General features: G+C 73.2%; 20 protein-coding genes. 17 read left to right on the forward strand and 3 right to left on the reverse strand.

What is annotated here, in order from left to right:
• Window positions 1-20: 20 nt before the first annotated feature.
• The 14 genes from ACRAKI_RS18570 (at window position 21) to ACRAKI_RS18635 (ending at window position 14,155) form a co-directional block, all read left to right on the forward strand.
• A complete protein-coding gene (locus ACRAKI_RS18570) occupies window positions 21-2,297 on the forward strand; it encodes a beta-ketoacyl synthase N-terminal-like domain-containing protein (RefSeq protein ID WP_447001766.1) in 2,277 nt (758 codons plus the stop codon).
• Complete coding sequence (locus ACRAKI_RS18575; protein WP_447001767.1) at window positions 2,294-3,061, forward strand: nitroreductase family protein; 768 nt, start codon at window positions 2,294-2,296, stop codon at window positions 3,059-3,061. Before ACRAKI_RS18570 ends, ACRAKI_RS18575 begins: the two co-directional genes overlap by 4 nt.
• Complete coding sequence (locus ACRAKI_RS18580) at window positions 3,058-4,338, forward strand: NAD(P)/FAD-dependent oxidoreductase (RefSeq protein WP_447001768.1); 1,281 nt, start codon at window positions 3,058-3,060, stop codon at window positions 4,336-4,338. Before ACRAKI_RS18575 ends, ACRAKI_RS18580 begins: the two co-directional genes overlap by 4 nt.
• Window positions 4,335-5,219 (forward strand): alpha/beta fold hydrolase, encoded by an 885-nt coding sequence (locus tag ACRAKI_RS18585; RefSeq protein ID WP_447001769.1) that lies wholly within the window; start codon window positions 4,335-4,337, stop codon window positions 5,217-5,219. Before ACRAKI_RS18580 ends, ACRAKI_RS18585 begins: the two co-directional genes overlap by 4 nt.
• 31 nt (window positions 5,220-5,250) lie before the next feature.
• Window positions 5,251-6,168, forward strand: coding sequence for an ACP S-malonyltransferase (locus tag ACRAKI_RS18590; RefSeq protein ID WP_447001770.1), 918 nt, complete (start codon window positions 5,251-5,253; stop codon window positions 6,166-6,168).
• Complete coding sequence (locus tag ACRAKI_RS18595) at window positions 6,165-6,614, forward strand: phosphopantetheinyl transferase (protein ID WP_447001771.1); 450 nt, start codon at window positions 6,165-6,167, stop codon at window positions 6,612-6,614. The genes ACRAKI_RS18590 and ACRAKI_RS18595 overlap by 4 nt, the downstream gene beginning before the upstream one ends.
• Window positions 6,605-7,633: an ester cyclase gene (locus tag ACRAKI_RS18600; RefSeq protein WP_447001772.1), complete on the forward strand. Its 1,029-nt coding sequence runs from the start codon at window positions 6,605-6,607 to the stop codon at window positions 7,631-7,633. The genes ACRAKI_RS18595 and ACRAKI_RS18600 overlap by 10 nt, the downstream gene beginning before the upstream one ends.
• A gap of 14 nt (window positions 7,634-7,647) precedes the next feature.
• Entirely contained in the window at window positions 7,648-8,430 is a 783-nt protein-coding gene (locus tag ACRAKI_RS18605; RefSeq protein WP_447001773.1) for an alpha/beta fold hydrolase, read from the forward strand.
• A 5-nt stretch (window positions 8,431-8,435) separates the two neighbouring features.
• Complete coding sequence (locus ACRAKI_RS18610; protein WP_447008449.1) at window positions 8,436-8,957, forward strand: phosphopantetheinyl transferase; 522 nt, start codon at window positions 8,436-8,438, stop codon at window positions 8,955-8,957.
• Window positions 8,948-10,024 carry a right-handed parallel beta-helix repeat-containing protein gene (locus tag ACRAKI_RS18615; protein WP_447001774.1) on the forward strand — a complete coding sequence of 359 codons (1,077 nt, stop codon included), beginning with the start codon at window positions 8,948-8,950 and terminating at the stop codon, window positions 10,022-10,024. The genes ACRAKI_RS18610 and ACRAKI_RS18615 overlap by 10 nt, the downstream gene beginning before the upstream one ends.
• A gap of 11 nt (window positions 10,025-10,035) precedes the next feature.
• Window positions 10,036-11,001, forward strand: a complete 966-nt coding sequence (locus ACRAKI_RS18620; protein ID WP_447001775.1) for an ABC transporter ATP-binding protein — start codon at window positions 10,036-10,038, stop codon at window positions 10,999-11,001.
• Window positions 11,002-11,016: 15 nt separating this feature from the next.
• Window positions 11,017-12,192 carry an ABC transporter permease gene (locus ACRAKI_RS18625; RefSeq protein ID WP_447001776.1) on the forward strand — a complete coding sequence of 392 codons (1,176 nt, stop codon included), beginning with the start codon at window positions 11,017-11,019 and terminating at the stop codon, window positions 12,190-12,192.
• Window positions 12,189-13,343, forward strand: a complete 1,155-nt coding sequence (locus ACRAKI_RS18630) for an ABC transporter permease (protein WP_447001777.1) — start codon at window positions 12,189-12,191, stop codon at window positions 13,341-13,343. Before ACRAKI_RS18625 ends, ACRAKI_RS18630 begins: the two co-directional genes overlap by 4 nt.
• Window positions 13,344-13,765: 422 nt before the next feature.
• On the forward strand, window positions 13,766-14,155 hold the full coding sequence (locus ACRAKI_RS18635) for a hypothetical protein (protein WP_447001778.1): 390 nt from the start codon (window positions 13,766-13,768) through the stop codon (window positions 14,153-14,155).
• Between the two features lie 76 nt (window positions 14,156-14,231).
• Here ACRAKI_RS18635 and ACRAKI_RS18640 read toward each other — a convergent pair whose 3' ends face one another.
• Window positions 14,232-14,690 carry a hypothetical protein gene (locus ACRAKI_RS18640; RefSeq protein WP_447001779.1) on the reverse strand — a complete coding sequence of 153 codons (459 nt, stop codon included), beginning with the start codon at window positions 14,688-14,690 and terminating at the stop codon, window positions 14,232-14,234.
• Between the two features lie 93 nt (window positions 14,691-14,783).
• Here ACRAKI_RS18640 and ACRAKI_RS18645 point away from each other — a divergent pair, with 93 nt between their 5' ends.
• Both ACRAKI_RS18645 and ACRAKI_RS18650 read left to right on the forward strand, forming a co-directional pair.
• Complete coding sequence (locus tag ACRAKI_RS18645) at window positions 14,784-16,931, forward strand: BTAD domain-containing putative transcriptional regulator (protein WP_447001780.1); 2,148 nt, start codon at window positions 14,784-14,786, stop codon at window positions 16,929-16,931.
• A gap of 10 nt (window positions 16,932-16,941) precedes the next feature.
• Window positions 16,942-17,403 carry a PPOX class F420-dependent oxidoreductase gene (locus ACRAKI_RS18650; protein WP_447001781.1) on the forward strand — a complete coding sequence of 154 codons (462 nt, stop codon included), beginning with the start codon at window positions 16,942-16,944 and terminating at the stop codon, window positions 17,401-17,403.
• Window positions 17,404-17,451: 48 nt separating this feature from the next.
• On the opposite strand, the gene ACRAKI_RS18655 is transcribed toward ACRAKI_RS18650, so the two are convergent.
• Window positions 17,452-18,849: an MFS transporter gene (locus ACRAKI_RS18655; protein WP_447001782.1), complete on the reverse strand. Its 1,398-nt coding sequence runs from the start codon at window positions 18,847-18,849 to the stop codon at window positions 17,452-17,454.
• A 94-nt stretch (window positions 18,850-18,943) separates the two neighbouring features.
• A complete protein-coding gene (locus ACRAKI_RS18660) occupies window positions 18,944-19,720 on the reverse strand; it encodes a glycerophosphodiester phosphodiesterase (RefSeq protein ID WP_447001783.1) in 777 nt (258 codons plus the stop codon).
• 67 nt (window positions 19,721-19,787) lie between these two features.
• On the opposite strand from ACRAKI_RS18660, the gene ACRAKI_RS18665 reads away from it, so the two are divergent.
• Complete coding sequence (locus ACRAKI_RS18665) at window positions 19,788-20,144, forward strand: hypothetical protein (RefSeq protein WP_447001784.1); 357 nt, start codon at window positions 19,788-19,790, stop codon at window positions 20,142-20,144.
• The last annotated feature ends 73 nt before the right edge of the window (window positions 20,145-20,217 follow it).

Consider the following 20,217-nt stretch of genomic DNA (forward strand, 5'->3'; position numbering starts at 1 on the left):
AAGGGAAGAAGGAGCACGCCATGGCGCTGCGACCGGTCGTCATCACCGGGGTCGGCGTGATCTGCGCGATCGGCCGTGACCCGCAGGAGTTCTGGCAGCGGCTGGCCGCCGGTCGCAGCGGGATCACCGAGATCGCCGACGACGCGTTCCACGCGTTCGACGCCCGTTATGCCGGGCAGGTGCCCGACGAGTGGATCGACGGGCAGTCCGGTCCCTCCGACGCGCACCTGGACCGCACGTCCCGGTTGGCGCTGGTCGCGGCCCGCCAGGCGATCGCCCAGGCGGGCCTGTCCGATCAGGACCACGACCCCGACCGGTACGGGTTGGTGCTGGGCAAGTGCCAGGCCACCCCGGCCGCGGACGGCGGCTACCAGCCGATGCACGCGACCGGTGACATCGTCGCCGGTGCGCTGGGCATGCGGGGTCCGCGGATCCTCGTGTCCACCGCGTGCGCGGCCGGCGGCAACGCGGTCGGGCTCGCCAAGGACAAGATCCTCACCGGCGAGGCCGACGTGGTCCTCGCCGGTGGGGTGGACCCGCTGCTGTTCGGCACCTACGCCGGGTTCGCCGGGCTGCACGCGCTGAGCAACGAGCCCTGCGGCCCCTACAGCCGCTCCGACGGCCTGAACCTCGGCGAGGGCGCGGCGTTCGTCGTGGTCGAGCCGCTGGACCGGGTCCTGGCGCGGGGCGGGACGCCGCTGGCGGAGGTCGCCGGCTACGGCCTGTCCGCGGACGCCCACCACGCCACCGCTCCGGACCCCACCGGTCGCGGCGGTGTCAGCGCGATGCGCCGTGCCCTGGCCGACGCCGGCCTGACCCCGGAGGACGTGCACTACGTCAACGGGCACGGCACGGGCACCCCGGCGAACGACGCCATGGAGATCAAGGTGATGCGCACCGTGTTCGGTGACCGCGCGCCCCAGGTCCCCACCAGCAGCATCAAGTCGTTCCTGGGCCACACCCTCGGCGCCGCCGGTGCGGTGGAGGCGGTGGCGAGCGTGCTGGCGCTCAAGCACCAGACCGCGCCGCCGACCATCGGCTTCGAGGGCCGCGAGGCGCCGTCCGGGCTGGACTTCGTGCCCGACACGGCGCGGCCGATGCCGATGACGGTGGTGGCGTCGAACAACTACGCCTTCGGCGGCAACAACGTGTCGCTGCTGCTCACCTCCCCCCGCACCGACACGGCCGGCGCGGAGGCGGACGGCGGGTTGCCCGAGATGGACGTGGTCATCTCCGGTCTCGGCCCGGTCGGGCCGCTGGGCGTCGGCATCGCGGAGGTCGGCGAGGCCCTCGCCACCGGACGCCGCCAGGTCGGCGGGCAGCCGTCGCTGACCGGCCGCACGTTCGCGCCCCGGTCGCTGTGGCGGCACATGAACAACCTGTCCCGCATGGCGATCGCCGCGTCGCGGCTGTCGTTGGAGGACGCGGGCCTGCAGCTGTCCCGCGCGGAGGCGGAGAACGTGGGCGTCATGTTCGCCACCGCCGCCGGGTCGCTGGAGAGCACCGACGGGTTCGACGAGAGCGTCCTGGCCAACCCGAACAAGCCCGCCGTGCTGAGCTTCTCCAACGTGGTGCTCAACGCCACCGGCGGCGCGGTGTGCCAGACGCTGGGTCTGCGCGGGCCGACGACGACGATCTGCAACGGCGGCGCGTCGGCGTCCATCGCGCTGGACTGCGCGGTGGAGACCATCCGCGCGGGCAAGGCCGACGTGGTGCTCGTGGTCGCCGCCGACGAGGCGGTGCTCGCCGCCGAAGGGCTCGACGTCACCCCGTACGACCGGGTCAACAACGGTTCGGTCCCGGCCTCGGGCGCGGTGGCGCTGGTGGTGGAGTCGGCGCGGCACTGCGCCGAGCGCGGCGGCACGCCCTACGCGAAGGTCGTGGGCGGCAGCCACGTCGGCGGCGCCGGCGAGGACGAGCGGTCGTTGGTGGCGCGCAGCCTGGCGAAGGTCGACACCGGCGGCGCGCGCCTGGTGTTCGGTGCGGCGGTCGGCGACGAGCACGACGCCGACGAGGCCGCGGCGGTGTTCGACGCGGTGCCCGACGCGCTGCTGACCGCCACCACCGGCTACACCGGCGACTGCCGGGCCGCGACCGGCGGGTTGAACCTGGCGCTGGCCGCGCTCGCGGTCCGCGACGGCGTCGCACCCGCCGTGGCCGGTCTGACCACCCCGCAGGTGGGCGGACTGTCCGGGTACGTCACCAAGTCGGAGCTCGACGCACCGGTGGACCGGGCGCTGGTCCTCAGCGCCGCCGCCGGGTCGGTGCGGGGCGTGACCGTCCTGGGCGCCCCGTGACCACCGCGGCGGAGGCGGCGGCCCCGCAGGCCGCCGCCGGGACGCCGTTCGACGTGGCGGAGACCGACCGGTTGCTGACCACCACCCGGTCGGTGCGCCGCCGGCTGGACCTGGACCGGCCGGTGCCGCGCGAGGTCGTCGAGCAGGCCCTGGAAGTGGCGGTGCAGGCGCCGACGGCCAACGACCAGCAGAACTGGCGGTGGCTGGTCGTCACCGAGCCGGCGGTGAAGGAGGAGCTGGCCACCGTCGTGCGGCACGCGTGGAACTTCCACCAGCGCGAGGTGCTGACCCGGTCGGGGCGGCGGCGCAACAACGCGCAGAACCAGCGCAACAACGCCTCCGCCGCGACCCTGGTCGACATCCTGGCCCGGGTGCCGGTGCTGGTGATCCCGTGCGTGCTGGGGCGCCCGCCGGACATCGGCGCGATCGACGAGGAGTACGTGCGCACCGCCGCGGGCCGCCGCAACGTCGGCACGTGGCAGGAGGACGTGCGGCTGGGCGCCATGCGGGCCAGCAACTTCTACGGCTCGATCTTCCCCGCCGTGTGGTCGTTCCAGCTGGCGCTGCGCAGCCGGGGCCTGGGCTCCACGATCACCGGCCTGCACCTGCCGTTCGAGAAGCACGTCGGCGCCCTGCTGGGCATCCCCTCGGGGGTCACCCAGGTGTGCATGGTGCCGGTGGCCTACACCGTCGGCACCGACTTCCGCCCCGCGCGTCGGCACCCGGCCGCGGAGCGCACGCACTGGGAGAGGTGGCAGGGATGACCTCCACGGGAACCAACGGGACCGGTCCCGGCACGGGTATGGCGCACGTCGACGTGGTCGTCGTCGGCGGCGGGATCGCGGGCGCCTCGGCGGCGGCGAACCTCACCGCGAACGGCCTGTCGGTGCTGCTGCTGGAGAAGCAGGACACCTACCAGGACATCGTGCGCGGCGAGTGGATCGCCCCGTGGGGCATGCGCGAGGCGCAGCTGCTGGGCGTGGAGGACGCGTTCGGCGTGGGCGGCGCGTGGGAGATCCGCGAGTGGGTCCAGTGGGACGAGACCGTCGCGCCCGACGACGCCGAGGTCGTGGACATGACCCGGTTCGTCCCCGGCGTCGGCGGGCCGATGTCGTTCCCGCACCACACGGTGTGCGAGCTGATGGTCGAGCAGGCCCACGGCAACGGCGGCCAGGTCGTGATGGGGGTCCGGAAGGTCCGCGTCACGCAGGGCACGGACCCGGTCGTGACATACCACACCGACGCGGGCGAGCACCAGGTGCGGGCGCGGATCGTGCTGGGCGCGACCGGCCGCGGCTGCACGGTGGGCCGCCAGGTCGGCGTCACCATGGAGACCTCGGTGCACCACTGGGGCGGCGGGGTGCGCGTGTCGGGCCTGGACGACTGGCCGATGGACGTGCAGGCCATGGGCACCGAGGCCGACAAGATGTTCATGGTGTTCCCGCAGGGCGAGGGCGTCGCCCGGCTCTACATCAACTTCCCCACCACCAACCGCGACCGCTACCGCGGGCCCAACGGCATGGAGCGGTTCATCGGCGACTTCGAGCTGGAGTGCCTGCCCGACCGCGGCAAGTCCGTCTACGCCGCGGCGGTGCCCCTGGGGCCGTTGAAGCTGTGGCCGTCGGTCAAGGCCGTGCCGGAGCGTCCGCCGGTGGTGGACGGCGTGGTGCTCATCGGTGACGAGGCCGGCGCCGCGGACACCGTGCTGGGCACGGGGTTGTCCTCGGCGCTGCGGGATTCCCGCGCGGTGTGCGGCATCCTGCTCGGCGGCGACGACTGGTCGCCCGCCGCGTTCGCCCCCTACCTGGCCGAACGGGACTTCCGGATGGGCAGGCTGCACTTCGGCGCGGAGATCGTCGCCAAGCTGCACTGCGAGTTCGGCCCGGAAGCCGCCGAGCGGCGTCGCCGCGTCCGCGACCTCATGAACGACAACTTCGCCGCGCAGGTCACCGGCCTGCTCAACATGGTCAGCCCCGAGGACGTGCCCGACTTCGGGTTCAGCGAGTTCTTCGCCGAACGGCTTTTCAGGGAGACGGTGTGACCGCCAACAACAGTCTGATCAACGCCCGCGCGCAGGTCAACGGGGTCGAGATCGCCTACGTCGACCAGGGCGAGGGCGACCCGGTGCTGCTGCTGCACGGCTTCCCCGACTCGCACTACCTGTGGCGCCACCAGATCCCGATGCTGGTCGACGCCGGGTTCCGGGTCATCGCCCCGGACCTGCGCGGGTTCGGCGAGTCGTCCAAGCCGCAGGAGATCGACGCCTACTCGATGCGCAACATCGTCAACGACGTCGTGGCGCTGACCATGCACCTGGGCATCCAGAAGACGCACGTGGTGGGCCACGACTGGGGCGCCGCGGTGGCGTGGATGTACGCGTTCCTCATGCCCCGGCGGGTGGACCACCTCGCGGTGCTGTCGGTCGGCCACCCCGGCGTGTTCGCCACGCAGACGGTGCAGCAGCGCGCCGCCAGCTGGTACATGCTGCTCTACCAGTTCCCCGGCGTCAGCGAGCAGCTGTTGCGCCGCAACGGGTGGCGGCTGTTCAAGGAGATCATCGGCGGCGAGGGCGACCACCAGCGCTACCTGCGCGAGCTGGCCAAGCCGGGCGCGTTGACCGCGGGCCTCAACTGGTACCGCGCCAACCGCTCCCCCGAGGCCGAGCTGCGGGTGGAGGGCAACTTCCCGCCGGTGTTCGCGCCGACGCTGGGCATCTGGTCCAGCGGCGACAAGGCCCTGCTGGAGGACGGCATGGTCGGGTCGGCGAAGTTCGTCAAGGGCCCGTGGCGCTACGAGCGCGTCGACGACGCCAGCCACTGGATCCCGCTGGACCAGCCCGAGCTGGTCGGCAAGCTGCTGCTGGGCTTCCTCGGCACCGAGCAGCCCGCGGCGGCGGCGGTCAGCCGTCGTCGGCGGATGTAGACGTCCGCCCATCCGGACCAACGGAGGACTCATGATCGGGTATCTGTTCCCGGGCCAGGGCACGGTCCGCGTCGGCATGGGTGGTTGGCTGCGCCGCGACCCGGCGGGAGCGCGGGTGTTCGCCGTCGCCGACGACGTGCACGCCGGCCTCGACGGCGGGGGGTTGGCGGAGCTGTGCGCGCGCGGCCCGCTGGAGAGGCTGATCGCCACCGACGTGGCCCAGCCGGTGGTGACCGCGTGCAACCTGGCCGCGTTGGAGGTGCTGCGGTCGCGGGGACACGTCCCGGACATCGTCGCCGGGCACAGCGTCGGCGAGCTCAGCGCCCTGTGCGCGGCGGGCGTGCTCGACGTGGAGGCCACGCTGCGGCTGGTCGCGACCCGGTCCCGGTTGATGGCGGCACTGCCGGACGTGGGCGGCATGACCGCGGTGCTGGGTCTCACCGAGCAGCGGGTGGCGGAGTTGGCGGCGGAGGCGTCGGCCCCCGGCGAACCCGCCGTGGTCGGCCTGGTCAACGGGCCCGACAACATCGTCGTCTCCGGTGCGCTGCCCGCGTTGCGGCGGGTGGCGGAGCTGGCGGTCGACGCGCGCAAGGTGGTGTCGTTGAAGGTCGGCGGCGCGTTCCACTCGCCGTTGATGGCCGACGCCGTGGACCACTGGGCGGACGCGGTGCGGGCGACACCGATGCGGCCACCGGCCGTGCCGGTCGTCCCGAACGTCACCGCCGAACCGACCACGGACCTGGCGACGATCACCGACGCGCTGATCGCCCAGCTCACCGGGCGGGTGCGGTGGGCGGAGACGGTGCGGCGCCTGGCCGACGTGGACACGTGCGTGGAGGTCGGCGACAGCAAGGTCCTCGCCGGGCTGCACCGCGGTGTCGGCGGCCGGTGCCTGACCATGGCCGACCCCACCGCGGTGCGCAGGCTGCGGGCGGAGTCGGTGGCATGAGGCGTTGGGGCAGCGCGGCGGTCGTGCTCGACGGGCTGACCGCGCCCCGGCAGCTGGTGTGGCCGATGAGGCTGGAGGAGGTCTACTCCCGCGAGGAGCGGCTGCGCTCCGCCGCGGGCCGGACCCTCCAGCACTGGGCGGGCCGGCTGGCGGCGAAGTACGCCGTGCTGTCGCTGCTGGGCCTGCCCGCGACGGCACAGCACCTGGGCCGGGTCGAAGTCCTGCCGCAGCCGTCGGCGATGTGCGCCCGCACCACCGCGTGCATGCACGGCCACCCGCCGGGCGTGCGGCTGCTGGACGGGCTGTCCGAGGACGCCGACACGGTCGCCGGCGGGCGGATCGGCGTGTCCATCAGCCACACCGCCGACCTGGCGTTCGCGGTGGCCCTGGTGTCGGCGCGGCTGCCCGAGGACGACGTGGTGGAGGCGGTGGGCGGATGGAACTGACCGACGCGGAACTGACCGACGCGGACCTGGACTGCACGGACCTGACCGACACCGACGTGACCGGCCCGGACCCGGGCGAGAGGGACGTGACCGGCATGAACACGACCGGCGCGGACCCGGCCGGCACCAACACGACCGACGGCACGACCGGTGTGGACCTGGCGGGGGCCGCCCGGCGGCACAGCGCGGCGTGGATCGCCGCCGACCCGGCGGCGATCGCCGCGGCCGTCGCCTCGTTCGACGACCCCGACACCGCCGGCCCTCTCACCGGTGACGACCTCGCCGGCCACGTCGCCGCGGTCCTGACCAGGTTCGCCGAGCTGGAGCTGGAGACCGGCGACCCGGTCGTCACCGGCACCACGGCCGTGGTGACGTGGACGCTGCGCGCGGTCCAGCGCGACGCCTACCTGGGGATGCCCGGCACCGGCGGCGAGGTCGAGGTGTCCGGGGTGGACGTGCTGACCGCCCGGGACGGCGCGGTGCACGTGCGCCGGGTGTTCGACCGGCTCGCGGTGGCCGAGGTCCTGGGCTACACCGCGCGGTTCGTGCCCGCCGCCGACGGCGAGCGCGAGTTCGGCGTCAGCTCCCGCACCCCGGCCCGCGCGTCGGCGGCCGGCACCCCGGCGGGCGCGTTGGTGCTGACCTGGCTCGACGTGCGCGACGACGCCGAGGCCGCCGACGTGGACCTGCTCAGCGTGGAGATCGTCAAGAGCCTGCGCGCCTCCAAGGGTTTCCTCGGCGCGACCAGCTTGGACGTGGGGCTGCGCAAGTACACCCTGACGGCGTTCGAGTCGGTCGACGCGGTGCGCGCCGTGCACGCCCGCCCCCACCAGCGCGCGATGCGGCGGTTCTTCCGCAGCGGCCTGTGCACGGGGGCGGCGACCGGGGTGTGGGTGCCGCTGCGGGACAGCCTCTACGCCCGCTGCCCCGACTGCGGGTCGGTGGTGACGCTGGACCGCGAACACCCCGACAAGTCCTGCGACTGCGGGTGGATCCCCATCCCCGGCGCCCTCTTCTGATCTGGAGTGTCCCCATGACTGCCTTCACCTTCGAGCACATCCCGGGCGAGGAGTCGCGGCCCGCGGTCGTGTTCATGTCCGCGCTGTTCGCCGGCGGCTGGATCTGGGACGACCCGGTGCGGCGGCTCACCGCCGCCGGGTGGCCGGTGCTGCGCACGGTGGAGCCGATCTGCGCGGTGGACAGCCGCATCGCCGGGTCCATCGAGCGGCTGGGCGACGAGCTGCTGGCCGCGTGCGACGAAGCCGGTGTCGACGAGGTCGTGGTGTGCGCGAACTCGCTGGGCGGGCTCGTCGCGATCGACCTGGCGGGCCGGTTCCCGCAGCGCGTCAAGGGCATCGGCGTGTCCGGCGCGCCGGGCCTGACCCCGGACCCGAACGTGGGCCTCAACGTCGACAGCCGCGCCAGCGTGCAGCCCTCGGGCCCGGAGTTCGAGGACATCATGATGAAGGCCCTGTTCCACGGGCCGGCGCTGTTCACCCGCGAGCAGCTCACCGAGACCGCGGGCCTGCTGCGGCAGGGCCCGGCGATGCTGTCGATGGCCCGCAGCATCCGCGCCACCCGCACCTACCAGGTCGAGCCCGCGCTGGACCGGATCTCCTGCCCGTCGCTGTACGTGTGGGGCCGCCACGACCGGATGACGCCGATCGACCCGTGGGAGAAGGTGATCCCCGACCGTCCGGACACCGAGTTCGTCGCGGTCGAGGACTGCGGCCACATCCCGATGATCGAAGCGCCCGAGGAGTACTCCGACCGGTTGCTGGGATTCCTCGACCGGGTGGTCGGAGCGCCGGTGTGATCGACATGCTCTTCGGCGGTGTCGCGGGTGGGCGGCCGGTGCTGTTCGGCGTGGACATCGTCGACATCGGCCGCGTCACCCGCGCCATCGCCTACAGCGGCCCGGCCTACCTGCGGCACGTCACCACGCCGCAGGAGCACGGGCTGCACCCCGACGCGGAGCTGGCCGCCGCGGCGAGCGTCGCGGTGAAGGAGTGCTTCATCAAGGCGGTCGGCGGCCGGCCGCCGGGGTTCAGCTGGCACGACTTCCGGGCCCGCGGCGACGTGGACCACGCCGCCCGGGAGTGGGCCGGGCCGCTGCTGGCGGGCGCGGCCCCCGAGGTGGAGAAGACCACCGGCATCCCGTTGAGCAACACCATCGCCTACAGCGTGCACGGCGCCAGCCACGCCGCCGCGCTGACCCGGTTGGCGCCGGGGCGGCCCGCGGCGGCCGTGGTCGGCGAGGCCCGCTGGGGCTGGGCCGGCGACCGGGTCGTCGCGCTCGCGATCCTGACCGCTACCACCGAGGAGGAGCAACGATGGCCGTGAACCAGACCCTGGACCAGACCCCCCAACCCACCGCGGACACCGGAATCCGGGTCGAGCCGGGTCAGTCGATCCAGGAGGCGCTGGACCGCGGCGGCCCCGGCGCGACCGTGCTCCTGGCCGAGGGCACGCACAGCGGCAACGTCGTCATCACCCACCCCGGTGTGACGCTGAAGGGCGCGGGCTCCGGGCGCACGGTCCTGGTGCCGGGCCCCGTCGCGCCGTCCACCGTGCCGGCGCTGCACGACGCCCCGCCGGAGGTCGTCAGCGGCATCGTCGTGCACAGCGACACCGGGATCGGCGAGGTGGCCGTGGAAGGCCTCACCGTGCGCGGGTTCTCCGGCGCCGGCGTCTACGCCCACACCGTCGCCGGCCTGCGGCTGCACGACGTGGAGGCGGTCGACAACGTCGTGTGGGGCCTGTACGTGCGGGAGTCCACCGGCATCGACGTGTCGCGCTGCCGCGGCGAGAACAGCCGCTACGGCGGGATCGCGCTGGCGTTCTGCTCGCGCGCGGACGCCGTGGTCGCCGACAACGAGTGCGTCGGCAACGCCTTCGGCGTGTTCGTCGACAACTCCAGCCGCGCCCGCGTGCTGCGCAACCGCTGCCACGGCAACGCCGCCGGGATGCTGCTGCTGCACCAGGTGTACCCGGGCGAGCCCGAGGGCGGCGTGCGCGACTGCCTGGTGTCCGACAACGACGTCTACGACAACACGCTCGCCGCGGGCGGCGACGACCCGGAGGCGCTGGGCGCGGCCGGCCCGCCGATCTCCGGGGTCGGCATCGCGCTGATCGGCACCGAGAGGGTGTCGGTGGTGGGCAACCGGCTGCACGGCAACCAGCCCGGCGGTTTCTCCGTGATGCCCGCCGCGCTGGTCGTCGATTCCTCCGCGGAATGGGGTGGATCGGACGCCGTGGACAATTCCCTGGAGTGGAATACGATCACCGGGAACAGCCCGCTCGACGTGCGCATCAGCGTCGACGTGACACGCCAGCGGCTGGCCAACAACGTCGTGGGCGCGTCCGATCCGGAATCCCTGTCGGGGCGCGCCGCGGAAGGGACCCAGTGACCTCGACGCCGATGGCTTCCTTGCCCCGCACCTCCACCGCGCCGCCCGCGCTGCAGTGCACCGGGCTGACCAAGCGCTACGGAGACAAGACCGTGGTCGACGACGTGGGTTTCCACATCGACAGCGGCGAGGCCTACGGGCTGCTGGGGCCGAACGGTGCGGGCAAGACCACCACCATCTCCATGCTGGTCGGGCTGCTGCGCCCGGACGAGGGTTCGGTGCGGGTGGGTGACGCGGTCGTGGCCGACGACCCGGCCCTCGCCAAGTCCCGCATCGGCTACGTGCCGCAGGAGATCGCCCTCTACCCGGAGCTGACGGCGTTGGAGAACCTGCGGTTCTTCGGCCGGCTGCACGGCATCCCCCGGCGCGCCCTGGCCGGGCGCATCGACGAGGTGCTGGGGATGGTGGGGCTGCGCGACCGCGCGAAGGACCGGGTGGAGACCTACTCCGGTGGCATGAAGCGCCGCTGCAACATCGCCGTGGCGCTGCTGCACGAACCGTCGCTGCTGATCCTGGACGAGCCGACGGTGGGCGTGGACCCGCAGAGCCGCGTCGCGATCCTCGACGGGGTGGAGGCGCTGGTCGCCGACGGGATGAGCCTGCTCTACACCTCCCACTACATGGAGGAGGTCGAGCGGGTCTGCACCCGGGTCGGGATCATCGACCACGGCAAGCTCGTCGCGGAGGGCACCAAGGAGGAGCTCGTCGCCGGGCTGGGCAGCGCCGACCGGATCGAACTGGTCCTCGACGGCGACGTCACCCGTGCCGCGGACAAGCTGCGCGGCATCGACGGGGTGAGCGAGGCCATCGTCACGGGCTCGCACTCGGTGCGGCTGCTCGCCACCGGCGGACGGCACCTGCTGCCGGCGCTGATCGGCGCGCTGCCCGGCATCGCCGCCGTCACGGGCGTGGAGGTGGTGGAACCCGACCTCGAGGCCGCGTTCCTGCACCTGACCGGCAAGTCGCTGAGGGACTAGAGGGCGGACGCGGACGTGAGAGCCCTTTTCGTGGTGAGCCTGCACGAACTGCGCAGCCGGCTGCGCGACGGCACCGCGGTGCTGATCACCCTCGTGGCGCCGATCGCCCTGGCCACCCTGTTCGGGGTGGCGCTGGGCGGCGACGACCCGCCGCTGCGCACGACCATCGCCATCGTCGACCACGACGGCGGCGAGTTCCCCGCCAGCGTGCGCCGCGAGGCGCTGGCCGTGCCGGAGCTCAAGGACATCCTGACCTTCCGCGACTACACCGACGAGAACGCCGCCCGTGCCGCGATCGACACCGGCGAGGCCGGTGCGGCGCTGGTGTTCCCCGCCGGGTTCACCGAGAGCGTCGGCGCGGGCCGCGGCGGCGAGATGCAGGTCCTGGAGTCCCCCGACACGCCGCTGGCGGGCACCATCGCCCGCAGCATGGTCGACCGGATCTCCGCGCTCGTCGACGCCCGCACCCTGGCGGCGAAGGCCGTCCTGGCGGCCGGGATGCCGTCCGAGCAGGTCAAGGCGTACGTGGAGGAGAACGGGGCCCGCGGCCCGACCCTGGAGTTGGCGGGCGACCCGATGAGCGGCGGCGCCGTGGACATGGCCGTCTACTACGGCTCGGGCATGGCGGTGCTGTTCGCGTTCTTCGTGGCCGGCTCCTCCGCCCGCAGCCTGCTGACCGAACGCCAGCTGGGCACGCTGGGCCGCATCCGCGCCGCGCCGGTGCCCGTGTGGACCGCCCCGGCCGGGAAGGCGCTGGTCGGGTTCGGGTTGGCGCTGCTGAGCATGTGCGCGACCTGGGGGTCGTCGGTGCTGATATTCGGCGAGTCCTGGGGCGATCCGGCGGGGGTGTTCGCGCTGTGCCTGGCGCACACGTTCGCCGCGACGTCCCTGGTGATGCTCGTGGCCAGCGGCGCGAAGACCGACGCGCAGGCCGACGGCTACACGCTGGGCATCGGGTTCGTGTTCGCGTTCCTGGGCGGCAGCCTGGTGCCGCTGTACAACCTGCCGGAGTTCCTGCAGCACGCCGCCCTGCTCACCCCCAACGGGTGGGTGGCCTCGGGGCTGACCCACCTGGCGAGCACCGGTGAGGGCGTGACGGCCGTCGCCGGCCCCATCGCGGTCGTCGCGGGCATCGGCGTGGTCGCCGGGACCCTCGCGGTGTACCGCATCCGGAAGGGACTGCTCGCATGAGCGGCATGAGGCCGCGGCCGATCACGGCACTGGTGGCGGCGAACCTGCGCCGCCAGTCCAAGGACCGCGTCGGGTTGTTCTTCATCGTGGTCATGCCGATCCTGACGATCCTGTTCGTCGGCATGGCGCTGGGCGGCACGTCGGGCACGGGCGCGATGCCGGTGGGCGTGGTCGCCCAGGACTCCGACCCCGTCGCGGCGGCGCTGCTGCGGGAGTTGACGGCCAACCCGAAGCTGGAGGTCCAGCGGCACGACACCGAGGACGAGATGCGCGACGGTGTCCGCCGGGGCGCGCTGGCCGCCGGCCTGGTGGTGCGCCCGGACGACCCGTCGCTGGACCTGGTGACACCGCAGGGCAGCGGCAGCGCCCTGGCCGCGCGCAGCGAGATCGACGTCGCGGTCGGCAAGGTGTCGGCGGTGCGGGAGGCGACGCGGGCCGCGCTGGGCGCGGGAGCCACCCCCGAGTTGGCGGAGAAGTACGTGTCGGCCGCGCAGGCGGATTCCGGTGACGTCGCGATCCGCCGTTCCGGGCAGGGTTCCGACACGCCGACCGGGTTCGCCTACACGGCGCCGGCGAACCTGCTGCTGTTCACGTTCATCAACTCGCTGGCGGTGGCGGCGGCGCTGGTGGAGAGCCGCCGGATCGGCATGGTGCGCCGGGCGCTGGCCACCCCGGTCGGTCCGGGCCGGGTGCTGGCCGGCGAGGCGCTGAGCCGGTTCCTGGTGGCGTTGTCGCAGTCGCTGCTGATCATCGTGGCGAGCCGGTTGCTGTTCGACGTCCGCTGGGGTGATCCGGTGGCGGTGGCGGCGGTGGTGACGGTGTTCTGCCTGGTCGCCACCGGGGCGGCGATGCTGGTGGGCGCGTTGGTGCGATCGCCGTCGCAGGCGCCCGCGATCGGCCCGCCGATCGGGATCGTGCTGGGCATGCTCGGCGGCTGCCTGTGGCCGCGCGAGGTCGCCGGGGAGACCCTGACCACGATCGGTTACCTGTTCCCGCACTCGTGGGCGATGGACGCGCTGCTGGCGCTGTCCACCCCGGGCACGGGCGTGGGTGCGGTGCTGCCGGAGATCGGCGTGCTGGCCGGGATGGCGGCGGTCGTGCTCGCGGTGGCGCTGGTGGTCTTCCGCCGCCGCGCCCTCGCACTGCGGTAGGTCCTCTTCGTGGTTCTCGGTGGTCCCGGGTGGGGCCACCGAGAACCACGCTTCACCCGCCGTTCGGCACAGCGGTTCACCGTCCGCCCCCGGTGCCGGCAGGGACTGCTGCCGCCGTGCCCCGCGGAGGCGATGGCGGCGCGCGGGGACGACCCCGACGTGATCTCGCGGCTGTACCGGCGGGCGCCGACCGGAGTCGGTCACCTCACCCTGAAGAACCATTGCCCGCGTCGGACGTGTCGCCATAACCTGTCCTGGTCGTCCGGAAATCCGGCGGCCGACCGGGTGGTCGAATCGGGGGGTCGAATCGGGGGGTCGGCGCGAAGTCGCTGCCGAACAGGAAGATCATGGCATGTGCCGCTTCCGCGCTGTGGAAACAAATGACCCCCGGTCGCGAATTCGTGCGAACGAGGGGGAGATCCATGCGCAGGATCAGCGTTCTCACCGCTGCCGCGGCCGCGGCAGCGCTCGTGGTGGCGGCGCCGTTGACGGCGTCCGCCGCGCCGGAGTTCGCCGTACCGGCCGCCGCTGCACCGTCCGTTGCCGCTCAGGCGGTTGCGCCGGCCGCCTTGGCGCACTGCCCCAACGGTTACATGGTCGCGACCTACGACGCGAACGTCTACAGCGGCTGGAACAGCTTCCGGGTCATCGGCTCCGTCCGGGCGGGCGACGTGGTCCGCTGCAACCCGGGGTACGACCTCGGTCGCCGGTACACCGCGTGCGGCGTGACCAACGGCAACGGCTGGGTCCGGTTGATCGCCAACGACGGCACCCGCGGTTGGTCGCCGCAGGCGTGCTTCGCCGACCTGTGACCTGCTGATACGACCGTGCGCCCGGACACGTGTCCGGGCGCACCGCCATGTCACCGAGTCCGGTGGCGTGACCGGATCACGTGCACATCGGCCGACTCTGCGACCACGTGCCCGTGAACCAGCCCTGGACGCCGACGGTCGCCCACGCTTGCACCGTCGTGCCGCACGGACGCGTCTGGGTCGGACCGAAGCAGGCCCTCGTGTAGCCGCCGCTGAGGGTGCTCGGGAGGCAACTCCGGTCGTAGCTGAGAGAGCCGTTCACGTGCAGCTCGACGTGCGGCGCCTCCACGGGAACCGCCGATGTGCCGTGGTCGGAGATGATCGCCACGGCCTGGGTCGCGGTGGAGTTGACGACCACGCACGATTCGAACGTGACGTTGAAGAACGGGTGCGGAACCGGCAGCGAGCACTTGAACGCGCTGGTTCTCGTGACCGGCGCCCAGTACGGATCGGCATTCGCGGCGCCGCCGCCGAGCAGCATGAACGGCCCGATGAGCGCCGATAATGCCAGGAGCGTTTTCAAGGTGCGGATCATCTACATCCCCCTGGTCGTTTCTTGCGTCGCGGGCCCAGCCAACAGCGCGTCGCTGTCTGCACTCTGTCTGCACGCACATCGCACCATTGGTCCATGGACCTGGAACTGAGCGTGTTGGGGCCGGTCGAGGCCCGCGTCGCAGGACGCGTGGTGTCGCTGGGCGGCGGCACACCCCTGATCGTGCTCGCCGGGTTGCTGCTGCGTGCGGGCGAGGTCGTGACGGTCGACCGGTTGGCCCGGTGGTTGTGGGACGACAGGGACCCCGACAGCGTCAAGGGTCCGCTCCACAACTACGTGTCCAGGCTGCGCGGGGCGATCGGCGACCGGCACATCCACACCGAGCGCAACGGCTACCGGGCCGTCGTCGGGGCCGCCCTGGACCTCACCCGGTTCGTCGAGCTGACCGCTTCCGGCGAGGAACTGCTGGCGGCGGGCGAAGCACGCCAGGCCGCGACCCGGTTCGAGCAGGCACTGGCGCTGTGGCGCGGTCCGGCACTGGCCAACGTCGACTCGGACGTGCTCCGGCGCGACGAGCTGCCCGCGCTGGAGGAGCGGCGGTTCCGGGCCCGGGAGAACTGGACGAGCGCGATGCTCGCCCTGGGCGACCACGCGGCGGTCATCACGCCGCTGCGCCGGTGGGTCGCCGAGCAGCCGCTGCGGGAGCACCCGCACGCGCAGCTGATGCTCGCGCTGCACCGGTCCGGGCGCACCGCCGACGCCCTGGAGGTCTACCGCGCGGCCGCCACGGCGCTGTCGGACGAACTGGGGCTGGATCCGGGTCCGGCGCTGCGGCGCGCACACCACGCGATCCTCGTCGGCGACCCCGACGCGCACGCAGCCGGACCCGCGCCCGGACCCGCGGCCGTGTCGACGCCGCTGGTGCCGCGCCAGCTCCCCGCTCCCACCGGCCGGTTCGTCGGCAGGCACGAGCAGCTCGCCGTCCTGCGCTCCCTCGTGCCGACCGGCGGGCTGGCCACGATCGAGGGCATGGGCGGGGCGGGCAAGACCGCGCTGGCGGCGCTGTTGGAGGCGGTGGGCGTGCCGGAGTCGCGATTGCCGCGGGACCTGGCCGGCCGGTCGGCGCTGTGGCGCTCGGTCACCGCCGATCGGAAGCTGTTCGTGCTCCTGGACGACGCGCCGGGCAGCGAGTACGTGCGGCCCCTGCTGCCGGCCCGGGGAAACCTCGTGGTCGTGACCGGTCGCGCCGGCATGGCGGGCCTCGCGGCCCGCGACGGCGCGGTGCGGCTGCCGCTGCCCCGGTTGGCGACGCCGGACGCGCTCGACCTGCTGGGGGCGGTCATCGGCGCGGGTCGGGTGGAGTCGGAGCCCGACGCGGCCGGACGACTGGTGCGGTGCTGCGACCGGCTGCCTCTCGCGATCCGCATCCTCGGCGAGCAGGTCAACCGCTACCCGGACCTGCCGTTGGCCGAGGTGGTGTCCGACCTGGTCGCCGAGGACCGGTTCGCCCTGCTCGACACGTTCGACCTGCGCGACGGGGACGCGACGGACCTCAGCGCCGTCTTCTCGTACTCCTACCGCGCGCTGGACCCTCCCGTGGCCAGGCTGTTCCGGCTGACCGGGTTCTTCGTGGGCCCGGACGACTTCGCTCCCGAACCGATCGCGGCGGGACTGGCCGAGTGCCGCGCGGACCAGGTCCGCGCCGCCCTGGACAGCCTGGTCGCGGCGAACCTGCTCGCCCGGCCGGGACGTGGCCGGTACCGCTTCCACGACCTCGTCCGCACGTACGCGGCCACGTTGTCCGCCAGGTACGACAGCGAGGAGGAACGCGCCGCGGTCGGGGACCGGGTGCTCGGCTGGTACCTGGCCACCACGATGCACGTCTGCCGGCTGCTGTGGCCGAACCGCCGGTACGACCTGGTGGAGCCGTTCGCCGCAGGACCGGGCAGGACGTTCGCGGACCGCGAGTCGGCGGCGGCCTGGTGCGACGCGGAGGCCGCCAACCTGGTCCCGCTCGTCCACAGCGCGTACTGCTGGGCGAGGTACGCGGCGGCCTGGCAGTTGGCGTGGCTGTTGCAGCCGTACCTGATCGACCGCGAGCGGATCGCCGACTGGGAAGAGGTCACGGACCTCGGACTCGCCGCCGCCGGGGAACTGGGCGACCACCGGGCCGAGAAGGCCCTCCTCCGCGATCCCGCGGCGGCCGACCGGGTGGCCGGGGTGACTGCGGTGGCCGGGGTCGTCGACGAGTCGGCGGGTTGCCGGTCGTGCGGGTTCTCCTAGGCTGGTGGACATGCCGAAATTCGCCACCGCCGACGCCGTGTCCCGCGACGAGCTGCTCGCGTTCCTCCGGCCGCGTCACCGCGCGCTGCTGGTCACCACGCGCTCGGACGGGCGGCCCCAGGTGTCGCCGGTGTCGTGCGGGGTGGACTCCGAGGGGCGGATCGTGGTGTCGACGTACCCGGGGCGGGCGAAGTCGCGCAACGCCCGCCGGGACGAGCGGGTGACGGTGTGCGTGCTGTCGGACGAGTGGGACGGCCCGTACGTGCAGGTGGACGGGCGGGCCGAGGTGCTGGACCTGCCGGAGGCGCTGGAGCCGCTGGTGGAGTACTACCGGTCGATCTCCGGTGAGCACCCGGACTGGGACGAGTACCGGGAGGCGATGCGCCGCCAGGGGAAGGTCCTGATCCGGGTGACGATCGACCGGTGGGGTCCGGTCGCCACGGGCGGTTTCCCACCCGAGCCGACCGACTGACCCGGCGACCGACTCCCGAGACTCGTCCCCCGGTTCCCGCCCACGGGGTCACACCTTGGCGGGCACCGGGTTGCCGGAGGCGACGATGGCCCGCCGCACCGGCACGAAGATCATCAGCACGAAGCCGACGACGAAGAACACGACCAGCGAGATGATCGCCAGCCGGAACGACCCGGTGGCCTGCCCCACGCCCGCGAACACCATGGGGCCCAGCCACGACGTGGAGCGTTCGCCGACCTCGTAGAGCGAGAAGTACTGGGCCTCGCGGCCGGGCGGGATCATCTGGCTGAACAGGGACCGCGACAGGGCGTTGGTGCCGCCCAGGACGAGGCCGATGCCGGCGGCGAGCGCGTAGAACTGGGTCTGCTGCCCGGCCTGCACGAAGAACGCCGCGCCGATGACCACGATCCACACGCACAGGCTGACCATGATGGTGCGTTTCGCGCCCCACGACTTGGCGAGCCGCCCGTGGAGCATGCCGCCGAAGAACGCCACGAACTGGACGATGAGGATCGTCGTGATCAGGACCGTCTCGTCGAGCTTCAGCTCGTCGCGGCCGTACTGGGCGGAGACGTTGGCGACGGTCGCGATGCCGTCGGTGTAGATGAGGTAGGTGCCCAGGAACGCGAGGGTGAGCGGGAACATGCGCGCCTGCTTGACGGTCTGGCGCAGTTCGGCGAACCCGGCGGTGACGACCGACGCCCCCGACTCGCTGCCGTGCGGCGCCTGGTGCCGCTTGAGGCGGGCCAGCGGGATGAGCGTGAACCCGGCCCACCACAGGCCGGACAGGATGAACCCGACGCGGACGGCGCCGCCTTCGCTGAGGCCGATGGCGTCGTGGCCGATGAACAACGCCAACTGCATGCCGAGCGCGACGCCGCCGCCGAGGTAGCCGAACGCCCAGCCGCGGGCGGACACGGCGTCGCGCTCGTCGGGCCCGGCGATCTCGGGCAGGAACGCGTAGTAGACGACCACGGACGCGCCGTAGCAGATGTTGCCGAGGATGAACAGGACGACGCCGAGGTGCCAGTTGTCGCCGGAGACGGTGGCCAGGGCGATGGTGGCGACGGAGCCGGTGAACGCGAGGGCGCCGAGCATGCGCCGCTTGTTCTGGGTGCGGTCGGCGATGGCGCCCATGATGGGCAGCACGAGGACCTGGACGACCGTGGCGATGGACAGCAGGTAGCCCCACAGCGACCCGGCCGGGAAGTACGCGCCGAACAGCGAGATGTCGCACTGCCGCAGCGATCCGTCGACGCAGGCGTCGGCGCCGTTGCGGGCGGTGTCGGCGATGGCCGCTTCCTTCGCCACGGCGGTGAGGTAGCCGGAGAGGAACACGGTGACCACCGAGGTCGGGAACACCGAGTTCGCCCAGTCGTACCAGGTCCACCCGCGCTGTTCCCGCTTGCGGTCCACGGCGGGTGCGGTGCTGTCGGCCACGCTCATGGGCGGGGACTGTATATCGCCCGCCACCGGTTGGTGGTGATCACCACCAACCTGTTGCCAACCGGCCGCCCGCGCGCCATCCGGGACCGGTCCGTCAGCTTCCGGCCCACGCCCCGCGGTCGATCAGCACGTCGCGCAACCGGTCGGGGCGGTCGGTGACGAGGCCGTCGACACCGAGGTCGAGCAGCCGGCGCATGACGGGCTCGTCGTCGATGGTCCACACGTGCACTTCGAGGCCCCGGCGGTGGGCGGCCCGCACGAACCGGTCGTCCACCACGAGCAGCCGGCCCTGGTTGACCGGCACCTGAGCCACCATGCCCCGCACCGGCAGCCCGACCAGCGGCACCCGGCCCCCGGCCCACAGCGCGCCGACCGACCGCGGCCCCATCGAGGTGAGCAGGTCGGGGCCGGCGAGGCGGCGAAGCCGGGCCAGGCGCTTCTCGGAGAACGACGCGAGGCACACCCGGTGCAGGGAGTTCGTGCGGCGCAGCACTTCCAGCACGGGCACCACCGCGGAGTCGGCCTTGACGTCGATGTTGACCAGCGCGTCGGGCAGGTCCTCCAGGAGCTGGTCGAGCCGGGCGATGGGTTCCCGCCCGCCGACGTTGGCGCGCCGCACCGCCGACCACGGCTGCGCGGCGACGGGACCCGTGGCGTCGGTCGTGCGGTCGAGCACGTCGTCGTGGTGGACGACGACGACACCGTCGGAGGTGGCGTGGACGTCGGTCTCCAGGTACCGGAAGCCCTCCTGGGCGGCGCGGCGGAACGCGGCCAGCGAGTTCTCCATCCCCGCCAGTTCGGCGAGGTGCCAGCCCCGGTGGGCGAACGCCCTGGGGTGCGGTCCGGACAGGTACGGGTGCTTCACGGTCACACCGGGAGTCTGCCCTGGCGGCGTGGCGCGGCGGTGACCGGCGGGTAGCCGGATACCGTCGCCCGCCATGGAGTCGGTGACCGAGGCCGTGGCGGCGCGCCGTGAGGAAGCCAGGCACTGCGCGTGGTGCGGGCGTCGGCTGCCCGACAGCGGCCGGATCGGGCGGCCCCGCCGGTACTGCGCGCAACCGTGCCGGCAGCGCGCCTACGAGCGCCGCGCCGCGGTGCAGCGGGGCGGGTTGCCGGAGGACGCGGTGGTGCTGTCCGCCGGCGAGCTGGCGGACCTCCAGGACCGGCTGTTCCAGCTGCGGTGCGCCGCGGAGGACGTGGCGACGGCCGCGGAGGACGGCGCGGAGCGGACCGAGCTGCGGCGCCTGGCGGAGGAACTGGTCGACACCGCGCGTGGCCTGGAGCGGCTGCGCTGACCTCCGCCGCCCGGCCCTCCGGGTCGGGTGCGGGTTGTGCGGGCCGGACCGCGTCGGCTTGCCCGTTCCGCGT

Source organism: Saccharothrix isguenensis, assembly GCF_052936305.1.